The sequence below is a fragment of the Pelagibius sp. genome, assembly GCF_965249265.1.
Taxonomy (GTDB): domain Bacteria; phylum Pseudomonadota; class Alphaproteobacteria; order Kiloniellales; family Kiloniellaceae; genus Pelagibius.
The window spans coordinates 1,599,747-1,617,263 of record NZ_OZ252224.1 but is presented as its reverse complement, the minus strand read 5'-3'; the positions used below and the strand labels follow the sequence as shown (position 1 = coordinate 1,617,263).

The 17,517-nt window shown below is 62.6% G+C and carries 24 protein-coding genes; all 24 read right to left on the bottom strand.

What is annotated here, in order from left to right; translation table 11 throughout:
- Nucleotides 1–5: 5 nt before the first annotated feature.
- The 24 genes from rpsE to rpoC all read right to left on the bottom strand — a co-directional run bounded on the left by rpsE (nucleotide 6) and on the right by rpoC (nucleotide 17,514).
- Nucleotides 6–581 carry a 30S ribosomal protein S5 gene (gene rpsE, locus ACP146_RS07770; protein ID WP_422366193.1) on the bottom strand — a complete coding sequence of 192 codons (576 nt, stop codon included), beginning with the start codon at nucleotides 579–581 and terminating at the stop codon, nucleotides 6–8.
- Nucleotides 582–595: 14 nt separating this feature from the next.
- Complete coding sequence (gene rplR / locus ACP146_RS07765; RefSeq protein WP_422366192.1) at nucleotides 596–958, bottom strand: 50S ribosomal protein L18; 363 nt, start codon at nucleotides 956–958, stop codon at nucleotides 596–598.
- Nucleotides 959–962: 4 nt separating this feature from the next.
- Nucleotides 963–1,496 carry a 50S ribosomal protein L6 gene (rplF, locus tag ACP146_RS07760; RefSeq protein WP_422366191.1) on the bottom strand — a complete coding sequence of 178 codons (534 nt, stop codon included), beginning with the start codon at nucleotides 1,494–1,496 and terminating at the stop codon, nucleotides 963–965.
- Between the two features lie 27 nt (nucleotides 1,497–1,523).
- Nucleotides 1,524–1,922, bottom strand: coding sequence for a 30S ribosomal protein S8 (gene rpsH, locus ACP146_RS07755; RefSeq protein WP_422366190.1), 399 nt, complete (start codon nucleotides 1,920–1,922; stop codon nucleotides 1,524–1,526).
- Nucleotides 1,923–1,934: 12 nt separating this feature from the next.
- Nucleotides 1,935–2,240, bottom strand: a complete 306-nt coding sequence (rpsN, locus tag ACP146_RS07750) for a 30S ribosomal protein S14 (protein ID WP_422366189.1) — start codon at nucleotides 2,238–2,240, stop codon at nucleotides 1,935–1,937.
- Between the two features lie 18 nt (nucleotides 2,241–2,258).
- Nucleotides 2,259–2,801 (bottom strand): 50S ribosomal protein L5, encoded by a 543-nt coding sequence (gene rplE, locus ACP146_RS07745; protein WP_422366188.1) that lies wholly within the window; start codon nucleotides 2,799–2,801, stop codon nucleotides 2,259–2,261.
- Between the two features lie 16 nt (nucleotides 2,802–2,817).
- A complete protein-coding gene (gene rplX, locus ACP146_RS07740; RefSeq protein ID WP_422366187.1) occupies nucleotides 2,818–3,141 on the bottom strand; it encodes a 50S ribosomal protein L24 in 324 nt (107 codons plus the stop codon).
- Nucleotides 3,141–3,509, bottom strand: a complete 369-nt coding sequence (rplN, locus tag ACP146_RS07735; protein ID WP_422366186.1) for a 50S ribosomal protein L14 — start codon at nucleotides 3,507–3,509, stop codon at nucleotides 3,141–3,143. The genes rplX and rplN overlap by 1 nt, the downstream gene beginning before the upstream one ends.
- A 21-nt stretch (nucleotides 3,510–3,530) precedes the next feature.
- Nucleotides 3,531–3,776 (bottom strand): 30S ribosomal protein S17, encoded by a 246-nt coding sequence (rpsQ, locus tag ACP146_RS07730; protein ID WP_422366185.1) that lies wholly within the window; start codon nucleotides 3,774–3,776, stop codon nucleotides 3,531–3,533.
- Nucleotides 3,777–3,787: 11 nt separating this feature from the next.
- The gene (gene rpmC, locus ACP146_RS07725) at nucleotides 3,788–3,985 is read right to left on the bottom strand and encodes a 50S ribosomal protein L29 (RefSeq protein WP_422366184.1); all 198 of its coding nucleotides are present in this window, start codon (nucleotides 3,983–3,985) and stop codon (nucleotides 3,788–3,790) included.
- A gap of 3 nt (nucleotides 3,986–3,988) precedes the next feature.
- The gene (rplP, locus tag ACP146_RS07720; protein WP_422366183.1) at nucleotides 3,989–4,411 is read right to left on the bottom strand and encodes a 50S ribosomal protein L16; all 423 of its coding nucleotides are present in this window, start codon (nucleotides 4,409–4,411) and stop codon (nucleotides 3,989–3,991) included.
- Between the two features lie 37 nt (nucleotides 4,412–4,448).
- A complete protein-coding gene (rpsC, locus tag ACP146_RS07715; RefSeq protein ID WP_422366182.1) occupies nucleotides 4,449–5,126 on the bottom strand; it encodes a 30S ribosomal protein S3 in 678 nt (225 codons plus the stop codon).
- On the bottom strand, nucleotides 5,126–5,506 hold the full coding sequence (gene rplV / locus ACP146_RS07710; RefSeq protein ID WP_422366181.1) for a 50S ribosomal protein L22: 381 nt from the start codon (nucleotides 5,504–5,506) through the stop codon (nucleotides 5,126–5,128). Before rplV ends, rpsC begins: the two co-directional genes overlap by 1 nt.
- 3 nt (nucleotides 5,507–5,509) lie before the next feature.
- Entirely contained in the window at nucleotides 5,510–5,788 is a 279-nt protein-coding gene (gene rpsS / locus ACP146_RS07705; protein ID WP_299397228.1) for a 30S ribosomal protein S19, read from the bottom strand.
- A 12-nt stretch (nucleotides 5,789–5,800) separates the two neighbouring features.
- The gene (gene rplB, locus ACP146_RS07700) at nucleotides 5,801–6,631 is read right to left on the bottom strand and encodes a 50S ribosomal protein L2 (protein WP_422366180.1); all 831 of its coding nucleotides are present in this window, start codon (nucleotides 6,629–6,631) and stop codon (nucleotides 5,801–5,803) included.
- Nucleotides 6,632–6,634: 3 nt separating this feature from the next.
- Entirely contained in the window at nucleotides 6,635–6,967 is a 333-nt protein-coding gene (locus ACP146_RS07695) for a 50S ribosomal protein L23 (RefSeq protein WP_422366179.1), read from the bottom strand.
- Entirely contained in the window at nucleotides 6,964–7,584 is a 621-nt protein-coding gene (gene rplD, locus ACP146_RS07690) for a 50S ribosomal protein L4 (RefSeq protein ID WP_422366178.1), read from the bottom strand. Before rplD ends, ACP146_RS07695 begins: the two co-directional genes overlap by 4 nt.
- A 2-nt stretch (nucleotides 7,585–7,586) precedes the next feature.
- The gene (gene rplC / locus ACP146_RS07685) at nucleotides 7,587–8,357 is read right to left on the bottom strand and encodes a 50S ribosomal protein L3 (protein ID WP_422366177.1); all 771 of its coding nucleotides are present in this window, start codon (nucleotides 8,355–8,357) and stop codon (nucleotides 7,587–7,589) included.
- A 4-nt stretch (nucleotides 8,358–8,361) separates the two neighbouring features.
- Complete coding sequence (gene rpsJ / locus ACP146_RS07680) at nucleotides 8,362–8,676, bottom strand: 30S ribosomal protein S10 (protein ID WP_167231680.1); 315 nt, start codon at nucleotides 8,674–8,676, stop codon at nucleotides 8,362–8,364.
- 66 nt (nucleotides 8,677–8,742) lie between these two features.
- Nucleotides 8,743–9,933 (bottom strand): elongation factor Tu, encoded by a 1,191-nt coding sequence (gene tuf, locus ACP146_RS07675; protein WP_422366166.1) that lies wholly within the window; start codon nucleotides 9,931–9,933, stop codon nucleotides 8,743–8,745.
- Between the two features lie 59 nt (nucleotides 9,934–9,992).
- Nucleotides 9,993–12,068 carry an elongation factor G gene (gene fusA / locus ACP146_RS07670; RefSeq protein WP_422366176.1) on the bottom strand — a complete coding sequence of 692 codons (2,076 nt, stop codon included), beginning with the start codon at nucleotides 12,066–12,068 and terminating at the stop codon, nucleotides 9,993–9,995.
- Nucleotides 12,069–12,089: 21 nt separating this feature from the next.
- A complete protein-coding gene (gene rpsG, locus ACP146_RS07665) occupies nucleotides 12,090–12,560 on the bottom strand; it encodes a 30S ribosomal protein S7 (RefSeq protein WP_422366175.1) in 471 nt (156 codons plus the stop codon).
- 15 nt (nucleotides 12,561–12,575) lie between these two features.
- Nucleotides 12,576–12,947, bottom strand: a complete 372-nt coding sequence (gene rpsL, locus ACP146_RS07660) for a 30S ribosomal protein S12 (protein WP_167224145.1) — start codon at nucleotides 12,945–12,947, stop codon at nucleotides 12,576–12,578.
- Nucleotides 12,948–13,335: 388 nt separating this feature from the next.
- On the bottom strand, nucleotides 13,336–17,514 hold the full coding sequence (rpoC, locus tag ACP146_RS07655) for a DNA-directed RNA polymerase subunit beta' (RefSeq protein ID WP_422366174.1): 4,179 nt from the start codon (nucleotides 17,512–17,514) through the stop codon (nucleotides 13,336–13,338).
- Between the last annotated feature and the right edge of the window lie 3 nt (nucleotides 17,515–17,517).

Here is a 17,517-nt window from a genome sequence, read left to right as displayed (position 1 = left end):
TGGCCTTACTCCCTCGCCTCGGCAGCCGCCGTATCACGCTTGCCGAGCACCTCGGCAACCTTCTTGCCGCGGCGCTGCGCAACCATGCGCGGGCTGACACTGCGCTCCAGCGCCTCGAAAGTGGCGCGGATCATGTTGTGGGGATTGGAACTGCCGACCGACTTGGCGACCACGTCCTGCACGCCCAGGGCTTCGAAAACGGCGCGCATCGGGCCGCCGGCGATGATGCCGGTACCGGCCTCGGCCGCCCGCATCAGCACTCTGCCGGCACCGAAGCGCCCCTTGATGTCATGATGCAGGGTCCGGCCCTCGCGCAGCGGCACCCGAACCATGCCCTTCTTGGCCTGCTCGGTCGCCTTGCGGATCGCCTCGGGCACCTCACGCGCCTTGCCGTGGCCGTGACCGACCCGGCCGCGGCCGTCGCCCACCACCACCAGGGCGGCGAAACCGAAGCGCCGGCCACCCTTGACCACCTTCGCAACGCGGTTGATCCCAACCAATTTCTCAATCAGTTCCGGCTCATCATTGTCGCGCTGCCGGCGGTCGTCGCGGGACCGTCCTTCACGGGGAGATCGTGCCATAGCCTTATCTTTCCTTAGAACGCCAATCCGCCTTCACGGGCGGCATCCGCCAGCGCTTTAACGCGCCCGTGAAAGAGGTAACTACCACGGTCGAAGACGACCTCTTTGACACCGGCCGCCTTGGCGCGCTCGGCCACCAGCTTGCCGACCTCGGCCGCGGCGGCCTTGTCGGCGCCGTTCTTCAGCTTCTCTTTCAAGGAGCCGTCGATGCTGGAAGCGGCCGCCAGCGTTACGCCCCGGCTATCGTCGATAACCTGCGCGTAGATGTGCTTGCCGGAGCGAAAAACCGACAGACGCGGCTGGTCGCTGCTCTTGCGGCGGAGCCGGGAGCGAATCCGGTTTTTGCGCCGTTCCTGTAGCTGTTTTGAAGTCTTCATGGTCTTACTTCTTCTTGCCTTCCTTGCGCAGGATGACTTCGTCCGCGTACTTCACGCCCTTGCCCTTGTAGGGCTCGGGCGGACGATAGCTGCGGATTTCAGCCGCCACCTGGCCGACTTTCTGCTTGTCTGCGCCGCTCACCGAGATCGCCGTCGGCTTCTCACACTTGATGGTGATGCCCTCGGGGATCGGATAGAGCACGTCGTGGCTGAAACCGAGCTGCAGGTTCAGGGACTGCCCCTGGACCGCCGCACGATAGCCGACGCCGTTGATCTCCAGGTTCTTGGTGAAACCTTCGGAGACGCCGACCACCATGTTCTGGATGCGCGAACGCACCGTGCCCCACATGGCGCGGGCGCGCTTGCCGTCATTGGCCGGCTTGACCCAGACCTTGCCGTCTTCCTGGCTGATCTCGACATCGTCGGTCGCCTGATAATCCAGGACACCCAACTTACCCTTGGCCGAAACCAAGCCACCCTTTACCGCGACTTCAACGCCGCTGGGCACTTCGACGGGGTTCTTGCCTACACGTGACATGACTGTCAGTCCCTCAACTCTTGCGCCTTAGAAGACGCGGCAAAGCACTTCACCACCGACATTCGCCGCCCGCGCTTCCTGGTCGGACATGACCCCGCGCGGCGTGGAAAGGATGGTGATGCCGAGACCGTTGTAGATCCGCGGCAGCTCCTTGATCTTCGAATACACCCGGCGACCCGGGCGCGACACGCGGGCAATCTCCTGGATCACCGGCGCACCATCGTTGTACTTCAGCTCGATTTCGACCTCGTTGAGGCCGCTGTTCAGAGCTTCCGTGTGATAACCGCGGATGTAACCTTCGCGTTGCAGAACCTCAAGGACATTGGAGCGCAGCTTGGAAGCCGGCGCCCGGACCTTCGACTTTCCGGTCCGTTGCCCGTTGCGGATACGCGTCAGCATATCACCGAGGGGATCGCTCATCGCCATCGACCGACTCTCCTACCAGCTCGACTTGACCATGCCAGGGATCTGACCGATGGAAGCCAGGTCCCGCAGCGAAATACGCGAGAGCTCGAACTTCCGATAGACGCCGCGGGGGCGCCCGGTCACCTGACAGCGGTTGCGAATACGGCCCTTGGCCGAGTTACGCGGCAGCTCAGCAAGCTTCAAATAAGCCTGAAAGCGCTCTTCCGGCGGCAGCGTGCGGTCACGCGCCGTTACCTTCAGCGCCGCGCGCTTGGCGGCATAACGGTCCACCAGCTTTCTGCGGGCCTTGTTTTTCTCGACGGCACTTTTCTTAGCCATAACTCTTTCCTTCCGCCCTTAGGCCCGAAACGGCATCTGGAAACCCTTCAGCAGGGCCTTGGCTTCCTGATCGCTCTTGGCTGTCGTGCAAATAACGATGTCCATACCGCGGATCTCATCGACCGAATCATAGTCGATCTCGGGAAACACGATCTGTTCCTTCAGGCCCATGGCATAGTTGCCGCGGCCGTCGAAGCTCTTGCCGGAAAGGCCGCGAAAGTCGCGAACACGCGGCAGAGCAATCGTCACCAGACGATCCAGAAACTCGTACATCCGCTCACGCCGCAAGGTGACCTTGCAACCCACCGGCATGCCTTCGCGCAGCTTGAAGGTCGCGACGGACTTCTTCGCCTTGGTCACCACCGGCGCCTGGCCGGCAATCAGGGTCATCTCCTTAACGGCGGACTTGATCTTCTTCGAATCAGCCACGGCTTCGCCAACGCCCATGTTGATGATGATCTTCTCAAGGCGCGGGGCTTCCATGTGATTCTTGTAGCTGAACTCCTCAATCAAGGCGGCTTTCAGCGTCGTATCGTAGTGCTCTTTCAAGCGCGGTTTCATGCTCACTGACCTTCGCTTAGAAATCGATTGCTTCACCGGACTGCTTGGCAATCCGGACCTTGTTACCGTCCTTGTCCAACTTGTAACCGACACGGGTCGGCTTGCTGGACTTCGGATCGATGTGCGCGACATTGGAGATATGAAGCGAGGCTTCCTTCTCGATAATGCCGCCAGGCGAGGCCTGGGTCGGCGCCGTGTGGCGCTTGACCATGTTGACGCCCTGGACCAGCACCCGCTCGTCCTCACGCAACACCCGCAGAACTTCGCCCTGCTTGCCCTTGTCGCGACCGGCGGTCACCACCACCTTGTCGCCCTTCTTGATTTTGAACTTTCTCGCCATCACAGCACCTCTGGTGCGAGGGAGATGATCTTCATGAAATTCTTCTGACGAAGTTCACGAGTGACCGGGCCGAAGATACGGGTTCCGATCGGCTCCCCTTGCTTGTTGATCAGCACCGCCGCGTTGTTGTCGAAGCGGATCGTGCTGCCGTCGCCACGACGGATCTCCTTGGCGGTACGAACGATCACCGCCTGGTGCACATCACCCTTCTTCACGCGGCCGCGCGGAATTGCTTCCTTCACGGAGACGACAATGATGTCGCCCACGCCTGCCGTTTTACGCTTGGAGCCACCGAGTACTTTAATACACTGCACCCGCCGGGCGCCCGAGTTGTCGGCGACGTCTAGCTGCGTCTGCATCTGGATCATCGGTCTCGCCCTTTCCTTGCTCTAAGCGGCCTGGTCGCCGTCGGCCACGACTTCCCAAGACTTGCTCTTGGAAATCGGACGGCATTCGCGAATGCGAACACTGTCGCCGACATGACAGCTGTTGCCCTCGTCATGGGCGTGATAGCGCTTCGACCGCTTGATGAATTTCTTGTAGACCGGATGCATGACCCGACGTTCGACCAAGACGGTAATCGTCTTGTCGCCCTTGTCGCTCACCACCACTCCTTGCAAGACACGACGCGGCATAGCCGATACTCCTAAGATGCCGCCTGCTGCATACCGCGCAGGATCGTTTTAATTCGCGAGATGTCGCGGCGAACCTGCCGCACTCGCGCCGTATTCTCGAGCTGACCGCTCGCCTGTTGGAAACGCAGGTTGAACTGCTCCTTGCGGAGGTTCAGAAGCGAGTCCTTCAATTCGTCGACCGATTTGGTCCGCAGATCTCCGGCCTTCATGACTTAGCTCTCCTCTCCGCCGAGGCGGGTGATGAACTTCGTTTGCACCGGCAGCTTGGCCGAGGCCAGGATGAAGGCCTCCCGCGCCAGCTCCATCGGCACGCCTTCGAGCTCGAAGAGAACCCGGCCGGGCTTCACCCGCGCGGCCCACCACTCCGGCGAACCCTTACCCTTGCCCTGCCGCACTTCGGCGGGCTTGGAGGACACCGGCACATCGGGGAAGACGCGGATCCACAGCTTCCCGACACGCTTCATGTGGCGGGTGATGGTGCGGCGCGCGGCCTCGATCTGGCGCGCAGACAGCCGGCCCGGGCTGGTCGCCTTGAGGCCGTAGGCACCGAAATTCAATGCCGTGCCACCCTTGGCCTTGCCATGGATGCGCCCCTTGTGGGCTTTTCTATACTTCGTTCGTTTCGGCTGCAGCATCGCTGTCGTTCCTCAAACTCTACTCTCTCGCCGGCTGCTATCGCGCGGCCTGGGCGTCCTGCGCCCGCTTGTCCTGAGCCATCGGGTCGTGCGCCAGGATTTCTCCCTTGAAGACCCAGACCTTCACGCCGCAAGCGCCGTAGGTGGTCTGTGCCGTGGCTTCGCCGTAGTCGACATCGGCACGCAGGGTGTGCAGCGGCACGCGGCCTTCGCGATACCACTCCGTGCGCGCGATTTCGGCGCCGCCCAGACGGCCGCCGCAGTTGATGCGGATACCGCCGGCGCCCAGACGCATGGCCGACTGCACCGCCCGCTTCATAGCGCGGCGGAAAGCGACACGGCGCTCAAGCTGGTTGGCGATGTTCTCGGCCACCAGACGGGCATCGATTTCCGGCTTACGGATCTCGACGATGTTCAGGTGAACCTCGCTCGAGGTCATCTTCTGCAGTGCCCCGCGCAGCTTTTCAATGTCGGCGCCCTTCTTGCCGATCACCACACCCGGGCGCGCCGTGTGAATGGTGATCCGGGCCTTCTTCGCCGGACGCTCGATCACGATGCGCGACACACCGGCCTGCTGCAGACGCTTGCGCAGATACTCGCGGATCCGCAGATCCTCATGCAGCAGGTCCGCATAGTTGGCATCAGCGAACCAGCGAGAATCCCAGGTCCGGTTGATCCCCAGTCGCAGGCCGATCGGATTGACTTTTTGACCCATTACGCCGTTTCCTCGCGCTCACGAACCACCACGGTAAGGCGGCTCCAAGGCTTCATGATCTTTCCAGCGCGGCCGCGCGCACGGGGGCGGAACCGCTTCATGACGAAGCTGCGGCCGACCGAGGCCTCCGATACATAGAGACGGTCGACGTCCAGCTGATGATTGTTCTCCGCATTGGCGATGGCCGACTGCAGCGCTTTCTTCACATCGTTGGCGATGCGGCGCTTGGAGAAGGTCAACTCCGCCAGAGCGGCCTCGGCGGACATGCCGCGGATCGAGGCGGCCACCAGGTTCAGCTTCTGCGGGCTGGTGCGCAGATTGCGCACCACCGTGCGGGCTTCGGTCTCCGCCTGACGGCCGGGATGTTTAGGCTTACCCATGACTTAGCCCCTCTTGGCCTTCTTGTCGGCCGCGTGACCGTAGAAGGTGCGCGTCGGCGCGAACTCGCCGAACTTGTGGCCCACCATGTTTTCGGTCACCAGCACCGGCAGAAACTTCTTGCCGTTGTAAACACCGAACGTCAGCCCGACGAACTGCGGCATGATGGTCGAACGGCGAGACCAGGTCTTGATGATCTCGTTGCGACCCGAACCGCGCGATGCCTCTGCCTTCTTCAGCAGATAGCTGTCGACGAACGGACCCTTCCAAACAGAGCGTGACACTGCTTCGCTCCCCTATCGTTTCTTGTGACGACGACGCACGATCAGTGAGTCGGTCTTCTTGTTGTGCCTGGTCTTGGCGCCCTTGGTCGGCTTGCCCCAGGGGGTCACCGGATCGCGACCGCCCGAGGTCCGGCCCTCACCACCGCCATGGGGGTGATCGACCGGGTTCATGGCGACACCGCGGACCGCGGGGCGCTTGCCGATCCAGCGCTTACGGCCGGCCTTACCGAGCTTCGCATTGGCCTTGTCCGGGTTGGACACGGCGCCGATGGAAGCCATGCAGTCGGCCCGCACCATGCGCACTTCACCGGAGCCGAGACGCATCAGGGCGTAGCCCGCGTCGCGGCCGACCAGCTGAACATAGGTGCCGGCGGCGCGGGCGATCTGGCCGCCCTTGCCCGGCTTCATCTCCACATTGTGGACGATGGTGCCGACCGGGATCGACGACAGCGGCATGGCGTTGCCCGGCTTGATGTCCGCGCGCTCGCCGGAAATCACCGTATCGCCGACGGCCAGACGCTGCGGCGCCAGGATGTAGCTCTGCTCACCGCCCTCGTACTCGATCAAGGCGATGAAGGCGCTTCGGTTGGGGTCGTACTCAAGGCGCAAAACCTTGGCCGGAACGTCGAAGTTCCGCCGCTTGAAGTCGACCACGCGGTAGAGCCGCTTGTGGCCGCCACCGCGGCGCCGGGCCGTGATACGGCCGGTGTTGTTGCGTCCGCCGTTCTTGGTCAGGCCTTCGGTCAGCTTCTTGACCGGCTTGCCTTTCCAGAGATCGCCACGGTCGACCAGCACCAGATTACGGCGGCCGGGCGTGGTCGGATTGAAATTCTTAAGCGCCATGGCTTAGACCCCCGTGGTCACGTCGATGCTGTGACCCTCGTCCAGAGTCACAAAAGCTTTCTTGGTATCGGAGCGCTTGCCGAGCTGGCCGCGGAAGCGCTTCACCTTGCCCTTTTGGCGCAGAGTGTTGACCGCCTTGACCTTGACCTTGAACAGCTCCTCGACCGCCGCCTTGATTTCAGGCTTGGAGGCATCCAGGGGAACTACGAAGGTCACCTGGTTGTGCTCGGAACCCAGGGTCGACTTTTCGGTCACCACCGGATGGCGGATCACTTCGAAGATCCGTTCCTTGGAAACCGTTGTCGGTTCGCTCTTGATCTTGCGTGCCCGGCTCATTTCAGTCGCGCCTCCAGCGCTTCCACCGCACCCTTGGTCAACACCAGGGTGTCACGGCGCAGGATGTCGTAAACATTGGCGCCCTGCTGCGGCAGCACATCCACCAACGGAATGTTGCTGACAGCCTTGGCAAAATCGCCGTCGACCGCCGCACCATCGATGATCAGAACCGACGACCAACCGAGCGCCGCGAACTTCTTCGCCAGGTCGCCGGTCTTGGCTTCCTTGACCGCCACATCCTCAACCACGATCAGCTTGCCTTCCGCCGCCTTGGTCGAGAGCGCGGTCTTGAGACCAAGCTGACGAAACTTCTTCGTCAGGCCATGGCTGTGATCGCGCAGGACCGGGCCGAAAACAGTGCCACCGCCGCGACGCTGGGTCGTGCGGGCCGAGCCCATGCGGGCATTGCCCGTGCCCTTCTGGCGGAACAGCTTGCGGGTCGAACCGGTAACCTCGCCGCGGGTCTTGACCTTGTGGGTCCCGGCACGGCGCTTGGCCAGCTGCCAGTTCACCATCCGCGACAGGATGTCCTGACGCGGACGCAGACCGAAGACGCCGTCGTCGAGATCGATCTCGCCGGCCTTCTTGTTCTCAAGTGTCGTGACTGGACACTTCATGATTACTGGTCCTTCTTCTCTTCGCCGGAGGCTTCAGGCGCCTCGGCGTCGGCCGGAGCCGCATCTTCGGCAGACTGCTCGGCCGGGGCCGCTTCCGCGCCCTGCCGCAGGCCGGCCGGGAAAGGCACGTTCTCAGGCAGGCTCGCCTTGACCGCGTCGCGGATCATCACCCAGCCGCCTTCGGCACCCGGAACCGCACCCTTGATCAGAATCAGGCCGCGGTCCTCGTCCACCGAGACGACCTCGAGGTTCTGCGTGGTCACCCGGCGGTCGCCCATGTGGCCGGCCATCTTCTTACCTTTGAAGACTTTGCCCGGGTCCTGGCTGTTACCTGTCGAACCATGCGAGCGGTGCGAGATCGACACGCCGTGGCTGGCACGCAGGCCGGCGAAGTTATGCCGCTTCATGGCACCCGCGAAACCCTTACCGATCGACGAGCCGGTCACATCGACGTGCTGCCCGGCCACAAAGTGCGCGGCGGAGAGCTCCTGGCCCACCTCCAGCAAGGCGTCGTTGGACACCCGGAACTCGGCCAGCCGGCGCTTGGGTTCGACCTTCGCCTTGGCGAAGTGGCCACGCATCGGCTTGCTCACCCGGTTCGGTTTGGCCTTGGCGGCACCGAGCTGAACGGCATCGTAACCGTCCTTCTCAGAGGTGCGCACCGCAACGACCTGGCAGTTGTTCAACTGCAGGACCGTGACCGGCAGGTTCTCGCCTTCCGGCGTGAACACCCGGGTCATGCCCATCTTCTGTGCAATCAGACCAGTCCGCATGGCTTCAGCCCTTCAGCTTGATCTCGACGTCGACGCCGGCGGCGAGGTCGAGCTTCATGAGCGCATCAACCGTCTGCGGCGTCGGATCGACAATGTCCAAAAGGCGCTTGTGAGTCCGGATTTCGAACTGCTCGCGACTCTTCTTATCGATGTGCGGCGAGCGCAGCACCGTGTACTTCTCGATCCGGGTCGGAAGCGGGATCGGACCCCGCACCTGGGCTCCGGTGCGTTTCGCCGTACCGACGATCTCCGAGGTCGACTGGTCGAGCACTCGGTGATCGAAAGCCTTCAGGCGAATACGTATGTCTTGGCTGTCCATAATTCAGCGCCATCCAAAAGATCGGCGCCTGCCCGGGATTGGGCAGGCGCGTCAAAAACTATTCTCTTACTTACTGATTCCGGCGACGACGCCGGCGCCGACGGTGCGCCCGCCTTCACGGATGGCAAAGCGCAGGCCTTCGTCCATCGCGATCGGCGCGATCAGTTCCACCGACATCGACACATTGTCGCCCGGCATGACCATTTCCGTGCCTTCCGGCAGCGTCACAACACCCGTCACGTCCGTCGTCCGGAAATAGAACTGCGGACGATAGTTCGTGAAGAACGGCGTATGACGGCCGCCCTCTTCCTTCGTCAGGATGTAGGCTTCCGCCGTGAAGTTCGTGTGCGGCGTGATCGAGCCCGGCTTGGCCAGAACCTGGCCGCGCTCAACGTCCTCGCGCCCAACACCACGCAGCAGCGCGCCGATGTTGTCGCCCGCCTCACCCGAATCAAGCAGCTTGCGGAACATCTCGACGCCCGTGCAGGTCGTCTTCTGCGTGTCGCGGATGCCCACGATCTCGATCTCGTCGCCGACCTTCACGATACCGCTCTCAACGCGGCCCGTGACCACCGTGCCACGGCCCGAAATCGAGAACACATCCTCGATCGGCATCAGGAAGGCCTTGTCCTTCGGGCGGTCCGGCTGCGGGATGTAGCGGTCAACCTCCGACATCAGCTCAAGAATCGCCTTCTTCCCGATCTCCTCGTTCGAGTCCTCAAGCGCCGCAAGCGCCGAGCCCTTCACGATCGGAATGTCATCGCCCGGGAAGTCGTAAGAAGACAGAAGCTCGCGGATCTCCATCTCCACCAGCTCCAGAAGCTCCTCGTCGTCGACCTGGTCGACCTTGTTCATGAACACCACAAGCGCCGGAACGCCAACCTGGCGCGCCAGCAGGATGTGCTCGCGGGTCTGCGGCATCGGGCCGTCGGCAGCCGAAACGACCAGGATCGCGCCGTCCATCTGCGCCGCGCCCGTGATCATGTTCTTCACATAGTCCGCATGGCCCGGGCAATCAACGTGCGCGTAGTGACGCTCCGCCGTCTCGTACTCGACATGCGCCGTCGAAATCGTGATCCCACGCGCCTTCTCCTCAGGCGCCTTGTCAATCTGGTCGTAAGCCGAAAACTCAGCCCCTCCAGACTCCGCCAGAACCTTCGTAATCGCCGCCGTCAGCGTCGTCTTACCATGGTCAACGTGGCCAATCGTTCCAACGTTGCAGTGCGGCTTCGTCCGCTCAAATTTTGCCTTCGCCATCGGTCCTACTTCTCCGTCACTCGGCTTTACGCTCGCCTAAACCCTGAACCCGGCCTTGCCTAGGCCAGCTTGGAAACTACTTCGTCGGCCACCGCCTGCGGCACCTTCGAATAATGGTCAAAGAACATCGTGTACTGGGCACGACCCTGGCTCATGGAGCGCAGGTTGTTCACGTAACCGAACATGTTCGCCAGCGGCACCATGGCATTGATGACCTGCGCGTTGCCGCGGCTGTCCATGCCCTGCACGCTGCCGCGCCGGCTGTTCAGATCGCCGATGATGTCGCCCATGTACTCTTCCGGGGTCACCACTTCGACCTTCATCATCGGCTCCAGCAGAACCGGACCGGCCTTCGGAATGCCCTCACGGAAGGCCGCCCGTGAGGCGATCTCGAAAGCCAGCACCGAAGAGTCGACATCGTGGCTCGCACCGTCGGTCAGGGTTGCCTTGAAGTCGATCATCGGGAAACCGGCGAGAACGCCCGTCTCCTGCGCCGACTTGAGGCCCTTTTCGACGCCCGGGATGAATTCACGGGGGATCGCGCCGCCGGTGATGGCGTTATCGAAGACAAAGCCCTCGCCCGCCTCGGTCGGCTCGAAGACCACCTTCAGGCGGGCGAACTGGCCCGAACCACCGGTCTGCTTCTTATGGGTATAGTCGATCTCGGCCTGGCGGGTGATGGTCTCGCGATAGGCGACCTGCGGGGCGCCGACATTGGCGTCGACCTTAAACTCGCGCTTCATGCGATCGACGATGATGTCGAGGTGAAGCTCGCCCATGCCCTTGATGACCGTCTGGCCGCTCTCGACGTCGGACGAGACCTGGAAAGACGGGTCTTCCTGAGCCAGGCGGCTGAGGGCGACACCCATCTTCTCCTGATCGCTCTTGGTCTTCGGCTCGACCGCGACCTCGATGACCGGATCGGGGAATTCCATGCGCTCCAGGACGATCGGGTGCTGCGGATCGCAGAGCGTCTCACCGGTCGTGGTGTTCTTCAGTCCGGCAATGGCGACGATGTCGCCGGCCCGCGCCTCTTTCACGTCCTCACGGTGATTGGAGTGCATCTGCAGCATGCGGCCGACGCGCTCACGGTTGTCCTTCACCGAATTCATGATCTGCGTACCGGTGGTGAAGACACCGGAATAAACCCGCACGAAAGTCAGCGAACCGACGAAGGGGTCGGTCATGATCTTGAAAGCCAGGCCGGAGGCCGGGGCATCGTCGCTGCTGGGACGGGTATCCTCTTCGTCGCTGTCCGGTTTCACACCCTTGACGTCCGGTACTTCTACCGGCGACGGCAGGTAGTCGACCACGGCATCGAGCAGCGGCTGCACGCCCTTGTTCTTGAAAGCCGTGCCGTTCAGGACCGGCACGAACTTGAGGCCGACGGTACCCTGACGGATGCAGCGCTTCAGTGTCGCCTCGTCCGGCTCGTTGCCTTCGAGATAGGCCTCCATGGCGGCGTCGTCCTGCTCGACCGCCAGCTCAACCAGCTTCTCGCGGTACTCCGCAGCCTTGTCGGCGAGATCGGCGGGAATATCGACGATGTCGAACTTGGCGCCCAGGGACTCGTCCTGCCAGACGATGGCCTTCATCGCCACCAGGTCGACGACACCCTTGTACTCGCCCTCAGCGCCGATCGGCAGCTGCAGCACCATCGGCTGCGCGCCCAGGCGGTCGACGATCATATCGACACAGCGATAGAAGTCGGCCCCGGTGCGGTCCATCTTGTTGACGAAGCAGATCCGCGGAACCTTGTACTTGTCGGCCTGACGCCAGACCGTCTCCGACTGCGGCTCCACACCGGCCACAGAGTCGAAAACGGCGACGGCGCCGTCGAGCACCCGCAGCGAACGCTCCACCTCAATGGTGAAGTCCACGTGACCCGGGGTGTCGATGATGTTGATGCGGTGGTCGTTCCAGAAGCAGGTCGTCGCAGCCGAGGTAATGGTGATACCCCGCTCCTGCTCCTGCTCCATCCAGTCCATGGTGGCGTTGCCGTCGTGGACTTCGCCGATCTTGTGAGAAACGCCCGTATAATAAAGAACGCGCTCGGTCGTCGTCGTCTTGCCGGCATCGATGTGGGCCATGATGCCGATGTTGCGGTAACGATCTAAGGGGGTGGTGCGTGCCATGACGGTCTACTCTGCGTTTGGTTACCAGCGATAATGCGAGAAGGCCTTGTTAGCCTCTGCCATGCGGTGGGTGTCCTCCCGCTTCTTCACGGCTGCGCCCCTGTTATTCGAAGCGTCCATCAGCTCCCCGGCCAGACGCTCGGTCATCGTCAGCTCGGAGCGCGAGCGCGATGCCGAAATCAGCCAGCGGATCGCCAGAGCCTGGCCGCGGTCGTGACGCACTTCGACGGGCACCTGATAGGTCGCACCGCCGACGCGGCGCGAGCGCACCTCGAGATCCGGCTTCACGTTGTCCAGCGCCTCGTGGAAGGTCCGCACGGGGTCCTGGCCGCCGCGCTCCTGAACCCGGTCCAGGGCCCCATAAACGATGCCCTCGGCGACGGACTTCTTGCCGTCGTACATGAGGCAGTTCATGAACTTGCTGAGAACGATGTCGCCGAACTTCGGGTCGGGAAGAACTTCCCGCTTTTCGGCGCTATGACGGCGTGACATGCCTTGCTCCCTGGCTTACTTGGGCCGTTTGGCGCCGTATTTCGAACGGCGCTGGCGGCGGTCTTTGACGCCCTGGGTGTCGAGCGTGCCACGAATGATGTGATAGCGGACGCCGGGAAGATCCTTCACACGGCCGCCGCGGATCATCACCACGGAGTGCTCCTGAAGGTTATGCCCTTCACCCGGAATGTAGCTGGTGACCTCGAACCCGTTGGTCAGGCGCACGCGCGCGACCTTACGCAGGGCCGAGTTCGGCTTCTTCGGGGTCGTCGTATAGACGCGCGTGCAAACGCCGCGCTTCTGCGGACAGGCCTCAAGAGCCGGGACCTTGTTGCGCACAACCTCAGGCTTGCGCGGCTTACGGATCAATTGGTTGATCGTTGGCATCAGGTTTTCCTATGCGCCCGGTTTTCGAGACAAAGCACCGCAAAGGGCTGGGAATCAGCCCTGCGGATACCGCGATGCCGTCGAAAACAGCTATATATTTCAATACCGTAATCGCCAGGGGCTGCGTCTAGACCGCACCGGGCCTACCACCAGCCCCCCGAAAGGTGGGCGCAATATATGAGTGCCCCTACCCTCCGTCAAGCCCGTTAATCCCAGGAAACCTTACTTTTTCAAATGCTTCCAAGGATGCGCCGGAACCCGGAGTCGGCGATCATTTATTTCTCCGGTCCGGCACTCTAGGTAACAAATCTGCAACCGGAGGCCGCGAGAACGGATCGTGACCCGCCGGAACCGCGTTCGCAGGTCCGGCGGGCCCCGAGAATCCGTTCTAGGCCACCGAACTCTCTTCCTCGGTCACCGGCGAATCGCCGCCTTCCGTCAATGCCGCCTGCTGACGTGCCTCGATCAGCTCCAGATCGCGTTCGGCGGCAACCCGCTTCAGACGATTCATCACCGAACCCGTACCCGCCGGGATCAGACGTCCGACGATCACGTTCTCCTTCAGGCCGATCAGGCGATCTTCCTTGCCGTGGGTCGCCGCCTCGGTCAGCACCCGGGTGGTTTCCTGGAAGGAAGCCGCCGAGATGAAGGACCGGGTCTGCAGGCTGGCCTTGGTGATGCCCTGGAGAACCGGGCTGCCGGTGGCCGCCTTGCCGCCCTCGGCAATGACCTTGTCGTTGACGAAGTCGAACTCGTCCCGGTCGACCTGCTCGCCCACCAGGAGGGTCGAATCGCCGCCGTCGTGGATCTCGACCTTCTGCAGCATCTGGCGAACGATCACCTCGATGTGCTTGTCGTTGATCTTCACGCCCTGGAGACGATAGACGCTCTGGATCTCGTCGATCAGGTAGTTGGCCAGGGCCTCGACGCCCAGCACCTCAAGGATGTCATGGGGTACCGGGTTACCGTCGAGCAGCATGTCGCCGACCTGGACGAAGTCGCCCTCCTGGACCGAGATATGCTTGCCCTTCGGGATCAGGTATTCGCGGGACTCCTGCTCCTCATCCTCCGGCACCACGACGATCCGGCGCTTGGTCTTGTAGTCCTTGCCGAATTCGATACGCCCTTCGATCTCGCTGATGATGGCGTAGTCCTTCGGCTTGCGGGCCTCGAAGAGTTCCGCCACCCGCGGCAGACCGCCGGTGATGTCGCGCGTTTTGGAGGATTCCCGCGGGATACGGGCCAGCACGTCGCCCGCCTTCACCTGGGCGCCGTTCTCGACGGAGAGGATAGCGTCCACCGACATGAAGTAACGGGCTTCCATGCCGTTGGCCAGGGTAACCACCTCGCCCTTGTCGTCGCGCAGCGTCACCCGCGGCTTCAGGTCGTTGCCGCGCGGCTGCTGCTTCCAATCGATGACCACGCGGTTCGAGATACCGGTCGTCTCGTCCATGACCTCGCTGATCGAGGTGCCCTCGATCAGGTCGACGTAGTTGGCCACACCTTCCCGCTCGGTGATGATCGGAATGGTGTAGGGGTCCCATTCGGCCAGCTTGTCGCCCAGCTTGACCGCGGCCCCCTCGTCGACCAGCAGCTTGGCGCCGTAAGGCACCCGGTGACGGGCGCGCTCGCGGCCCTTCTCGTCGCTCAGCACGACCTCGAGGTTGCGCCCCATCACGATGGGTACACCCTCGGAATTCATCACCACGTTGCGGTTGGCGATGGTGACCGAGGCATCGGCCGCCGCCTCAACGGAACTCTGCTCGGCACCACGCTGGGCCGCACCACCGATGTGGAAGGTGCGCATGGTCAACTGGGTGCCCGGCTCGCCGATCGACTGGGCGGCGATCACACCGACCGCCTCTCCGACGTTCACCTTGGTACCCCGAGCCAGGTCGCGGCCGTAGCAGGCGCCGCACATGCCGCCGACCGACTCGCACATCAGGGCGGAACGGACCAGGATCGTATCGATACCGGCCTGTTCGATCCGGTCGATCTTGTTCTCCTCGATCAGATCGCCGCGCTTCAGAATAACATCGCCGCTCAGCGGATCGACGATGTCCTCCTGCGCGGTACGACCGAGGATGCGCTCGCCCAGCGAGGCAATGACCTCGCCGCCGTCGACCACCGCCGAGACCGTCAGGCCCTTCTCGGTCCCACAGTCCTCTTCGATGATGATGGCGTCCTGGGCGACGTCGACCAGTCGGCGCGTCAGGTAACCGGAGTTGGCAGTCTTCAGCGCCGTATCGGCCAGACCCTTTCGGGCGCCGTGGGTGGAGTTGAAGTACTCCAGCACCGTCAGGCCCTCTTTGAAGTTCGAGATGATCGGTGTCTCGATGATCTCGCCCGACGGCTTGGCCATCAGGCCGCGCATGCCGGCAAGCTGCTTGATCTGGGCCGCCGAACCACGGGCACCGGAATCAGCCATCATGTAGACGGCGTTGATCTTGTGCCCGCTGGTGCCGGAGATGACCTTCATCATCTCGTCGGCAACGCGGTCGGTGCACTGCGACCAGACGTCGACCACCTTGTTGTACTTCTCGCCCTGGGTAATCAGGCCGTCGAGGTACTGCTGCTCGAACTCCTTGACCTTGGTCTGCGCCTCTTCGACCAGGCCCGCCTTGGCATCAGGGATCATCAGATCGTCCTTGCCGAAGGAGATGCCGGCCTTACAGGCATAACCGAAGCCGAGCGACATGATGCGGTCGCAGAAGATGACCGTGTCCTTCTGGCCGCAGTGGCGGTAGACGATGTCGATCAGCTCGGTGACTTCCTTCTTGGTCATCACCTTGTTCAGCAGGCTGAAGGGCACCTTCGGATGACGCGGCAGCACCTCGGACAGCAGCATGCGGCCCGGGGTGGTGTCGACGATCAGCCGCACCGGATTGTTGTCCTCATCCACCGTGTGGTAGCGCGCCTTGATCTTGGCGTGCATGGAAACCGCACCGACCGAGAGGGCGTGATCCAGCTCGCCCATGTCGCCGAACAGCATGCCTTCGCCCTTTTCGCCGTCGGCCTCCATCGACAGATAGTAGATGCCAAGGACGATATCCTGCGACGGCACGATGATCGGCTTGCCGTTGGCCGGCGAGAGGATGTTGTTGGTCGACATCATCAGCACGCGGGCTTCGAGCTGGGCTTCCAGCGACAACGGCACGTGGACCGCCATCTGGTCGCCGTCGAAGTCGGCGTTGAAGGCGGTGCAGACCAGCGGGTGAAGCTGGATCGCCTTGCCCTCGATCAGCACCGGCTCGAAAGCCTGGATGCCGAGACGGTGGAGCGTGGGCGCGCGGTTCAACAGAACCGGATGCTCGCGGATCACCTCTTCCAGGATATCCCAGACCTCGGGCCGCTCCTTTTCCACCATGCGCTTGGCCGCCTTGATGGTGGAGGCCATGCCGTAGAGTTCCAGCTTCGAATAGATGAAGGGCTTGAACAACTCCAGCGCCATCTTCTTCGGCAGGCCGCACTGATGCAACTTCAGCTCCGGCCCGACCACGATGACCGAACGGCCGGAGTAGTCGACGCGCTTGCCGAGCAGGTTCTGGCGGAAGCGGCCCTGCTTGCCCTTCAGCATGTCGCTGAGGGATTTCAGCGGACGCTTGTTGGCGCCGGTGATGACGCGGCCGCGGCGGCCGTTGTCGAAGAGGGCGTCAACCGCCTCCTGCAGCATGCGCTTTTCGTTGCGCACGATGATGTCCGGCGCGCGCAGTTCGATCAGCCGCTTCAGACGGTTGTTGCGGTTGATGACCCGGCGATAGAGGTCGTTGAGGTCGGAGGTCGCAAAGCGGCCGCCGTCCAGCGGCACCAGCGGGCGCAGCTCGGGCGGAATGACCGGCACGACGTCCAGGATCATCCACTCCGGACGGGCGCCGGATTCCAGGAAGGCCTCGATCAGCTTCAGACGCTTTACCAGCTTCTTGCGCTTGGCTTCGGAACCGGTCTCGCGCAGCTCGTCGCGCACCTCGACCCGCTCTTCCTCCAGCTCCAGAGAGGCGAGCATCTTCTTCATCGCCTCGGCGCCGATCATCGCCTCGAAGGAGTCTTCACCGTATTCCTCCTGAGCGGTGAGGAACTCCTCTTCGCTCAGCAGCTGGTGCATCTTCAGCGGCGTCAGGCCGGGTTCCACCACCACGAAATACTCGAAGTAGAGCACCCGCTCCAGATCCTTCAGGGTCATGTCGAGCAGCAAACCGATGCGGCTCGGCAGGGACTTCAGGAACCAGATGTGGGCGACCGGACTGGCCAGTTCGATGTGGCCCATGCGCTCGCGGCGCACCTTGGAGAGAGTGACCTCGACGCCGCATTTCTCGCAGATGATGCCGCGATACTTCATGCGCTTGTACTTGCCGCAGAGGCACTCGTAGTCCTTTATCGGACCGAAAATACGCGCACAGAAAAGACCGTCGCGCTCCGGCTTGAAGGTTCGGTAGTTGATGGTCTCCGGCTTCTTGATTTCGCCGTAGGACCAGGAACGGATCCGCTCAGGGCTGGCGATCGAAATACGGATCTGATCGAAGCTCTGAGGGCCGGTCGGCTGGCCAAAGATGTTCATCAACTCGGTCATCGG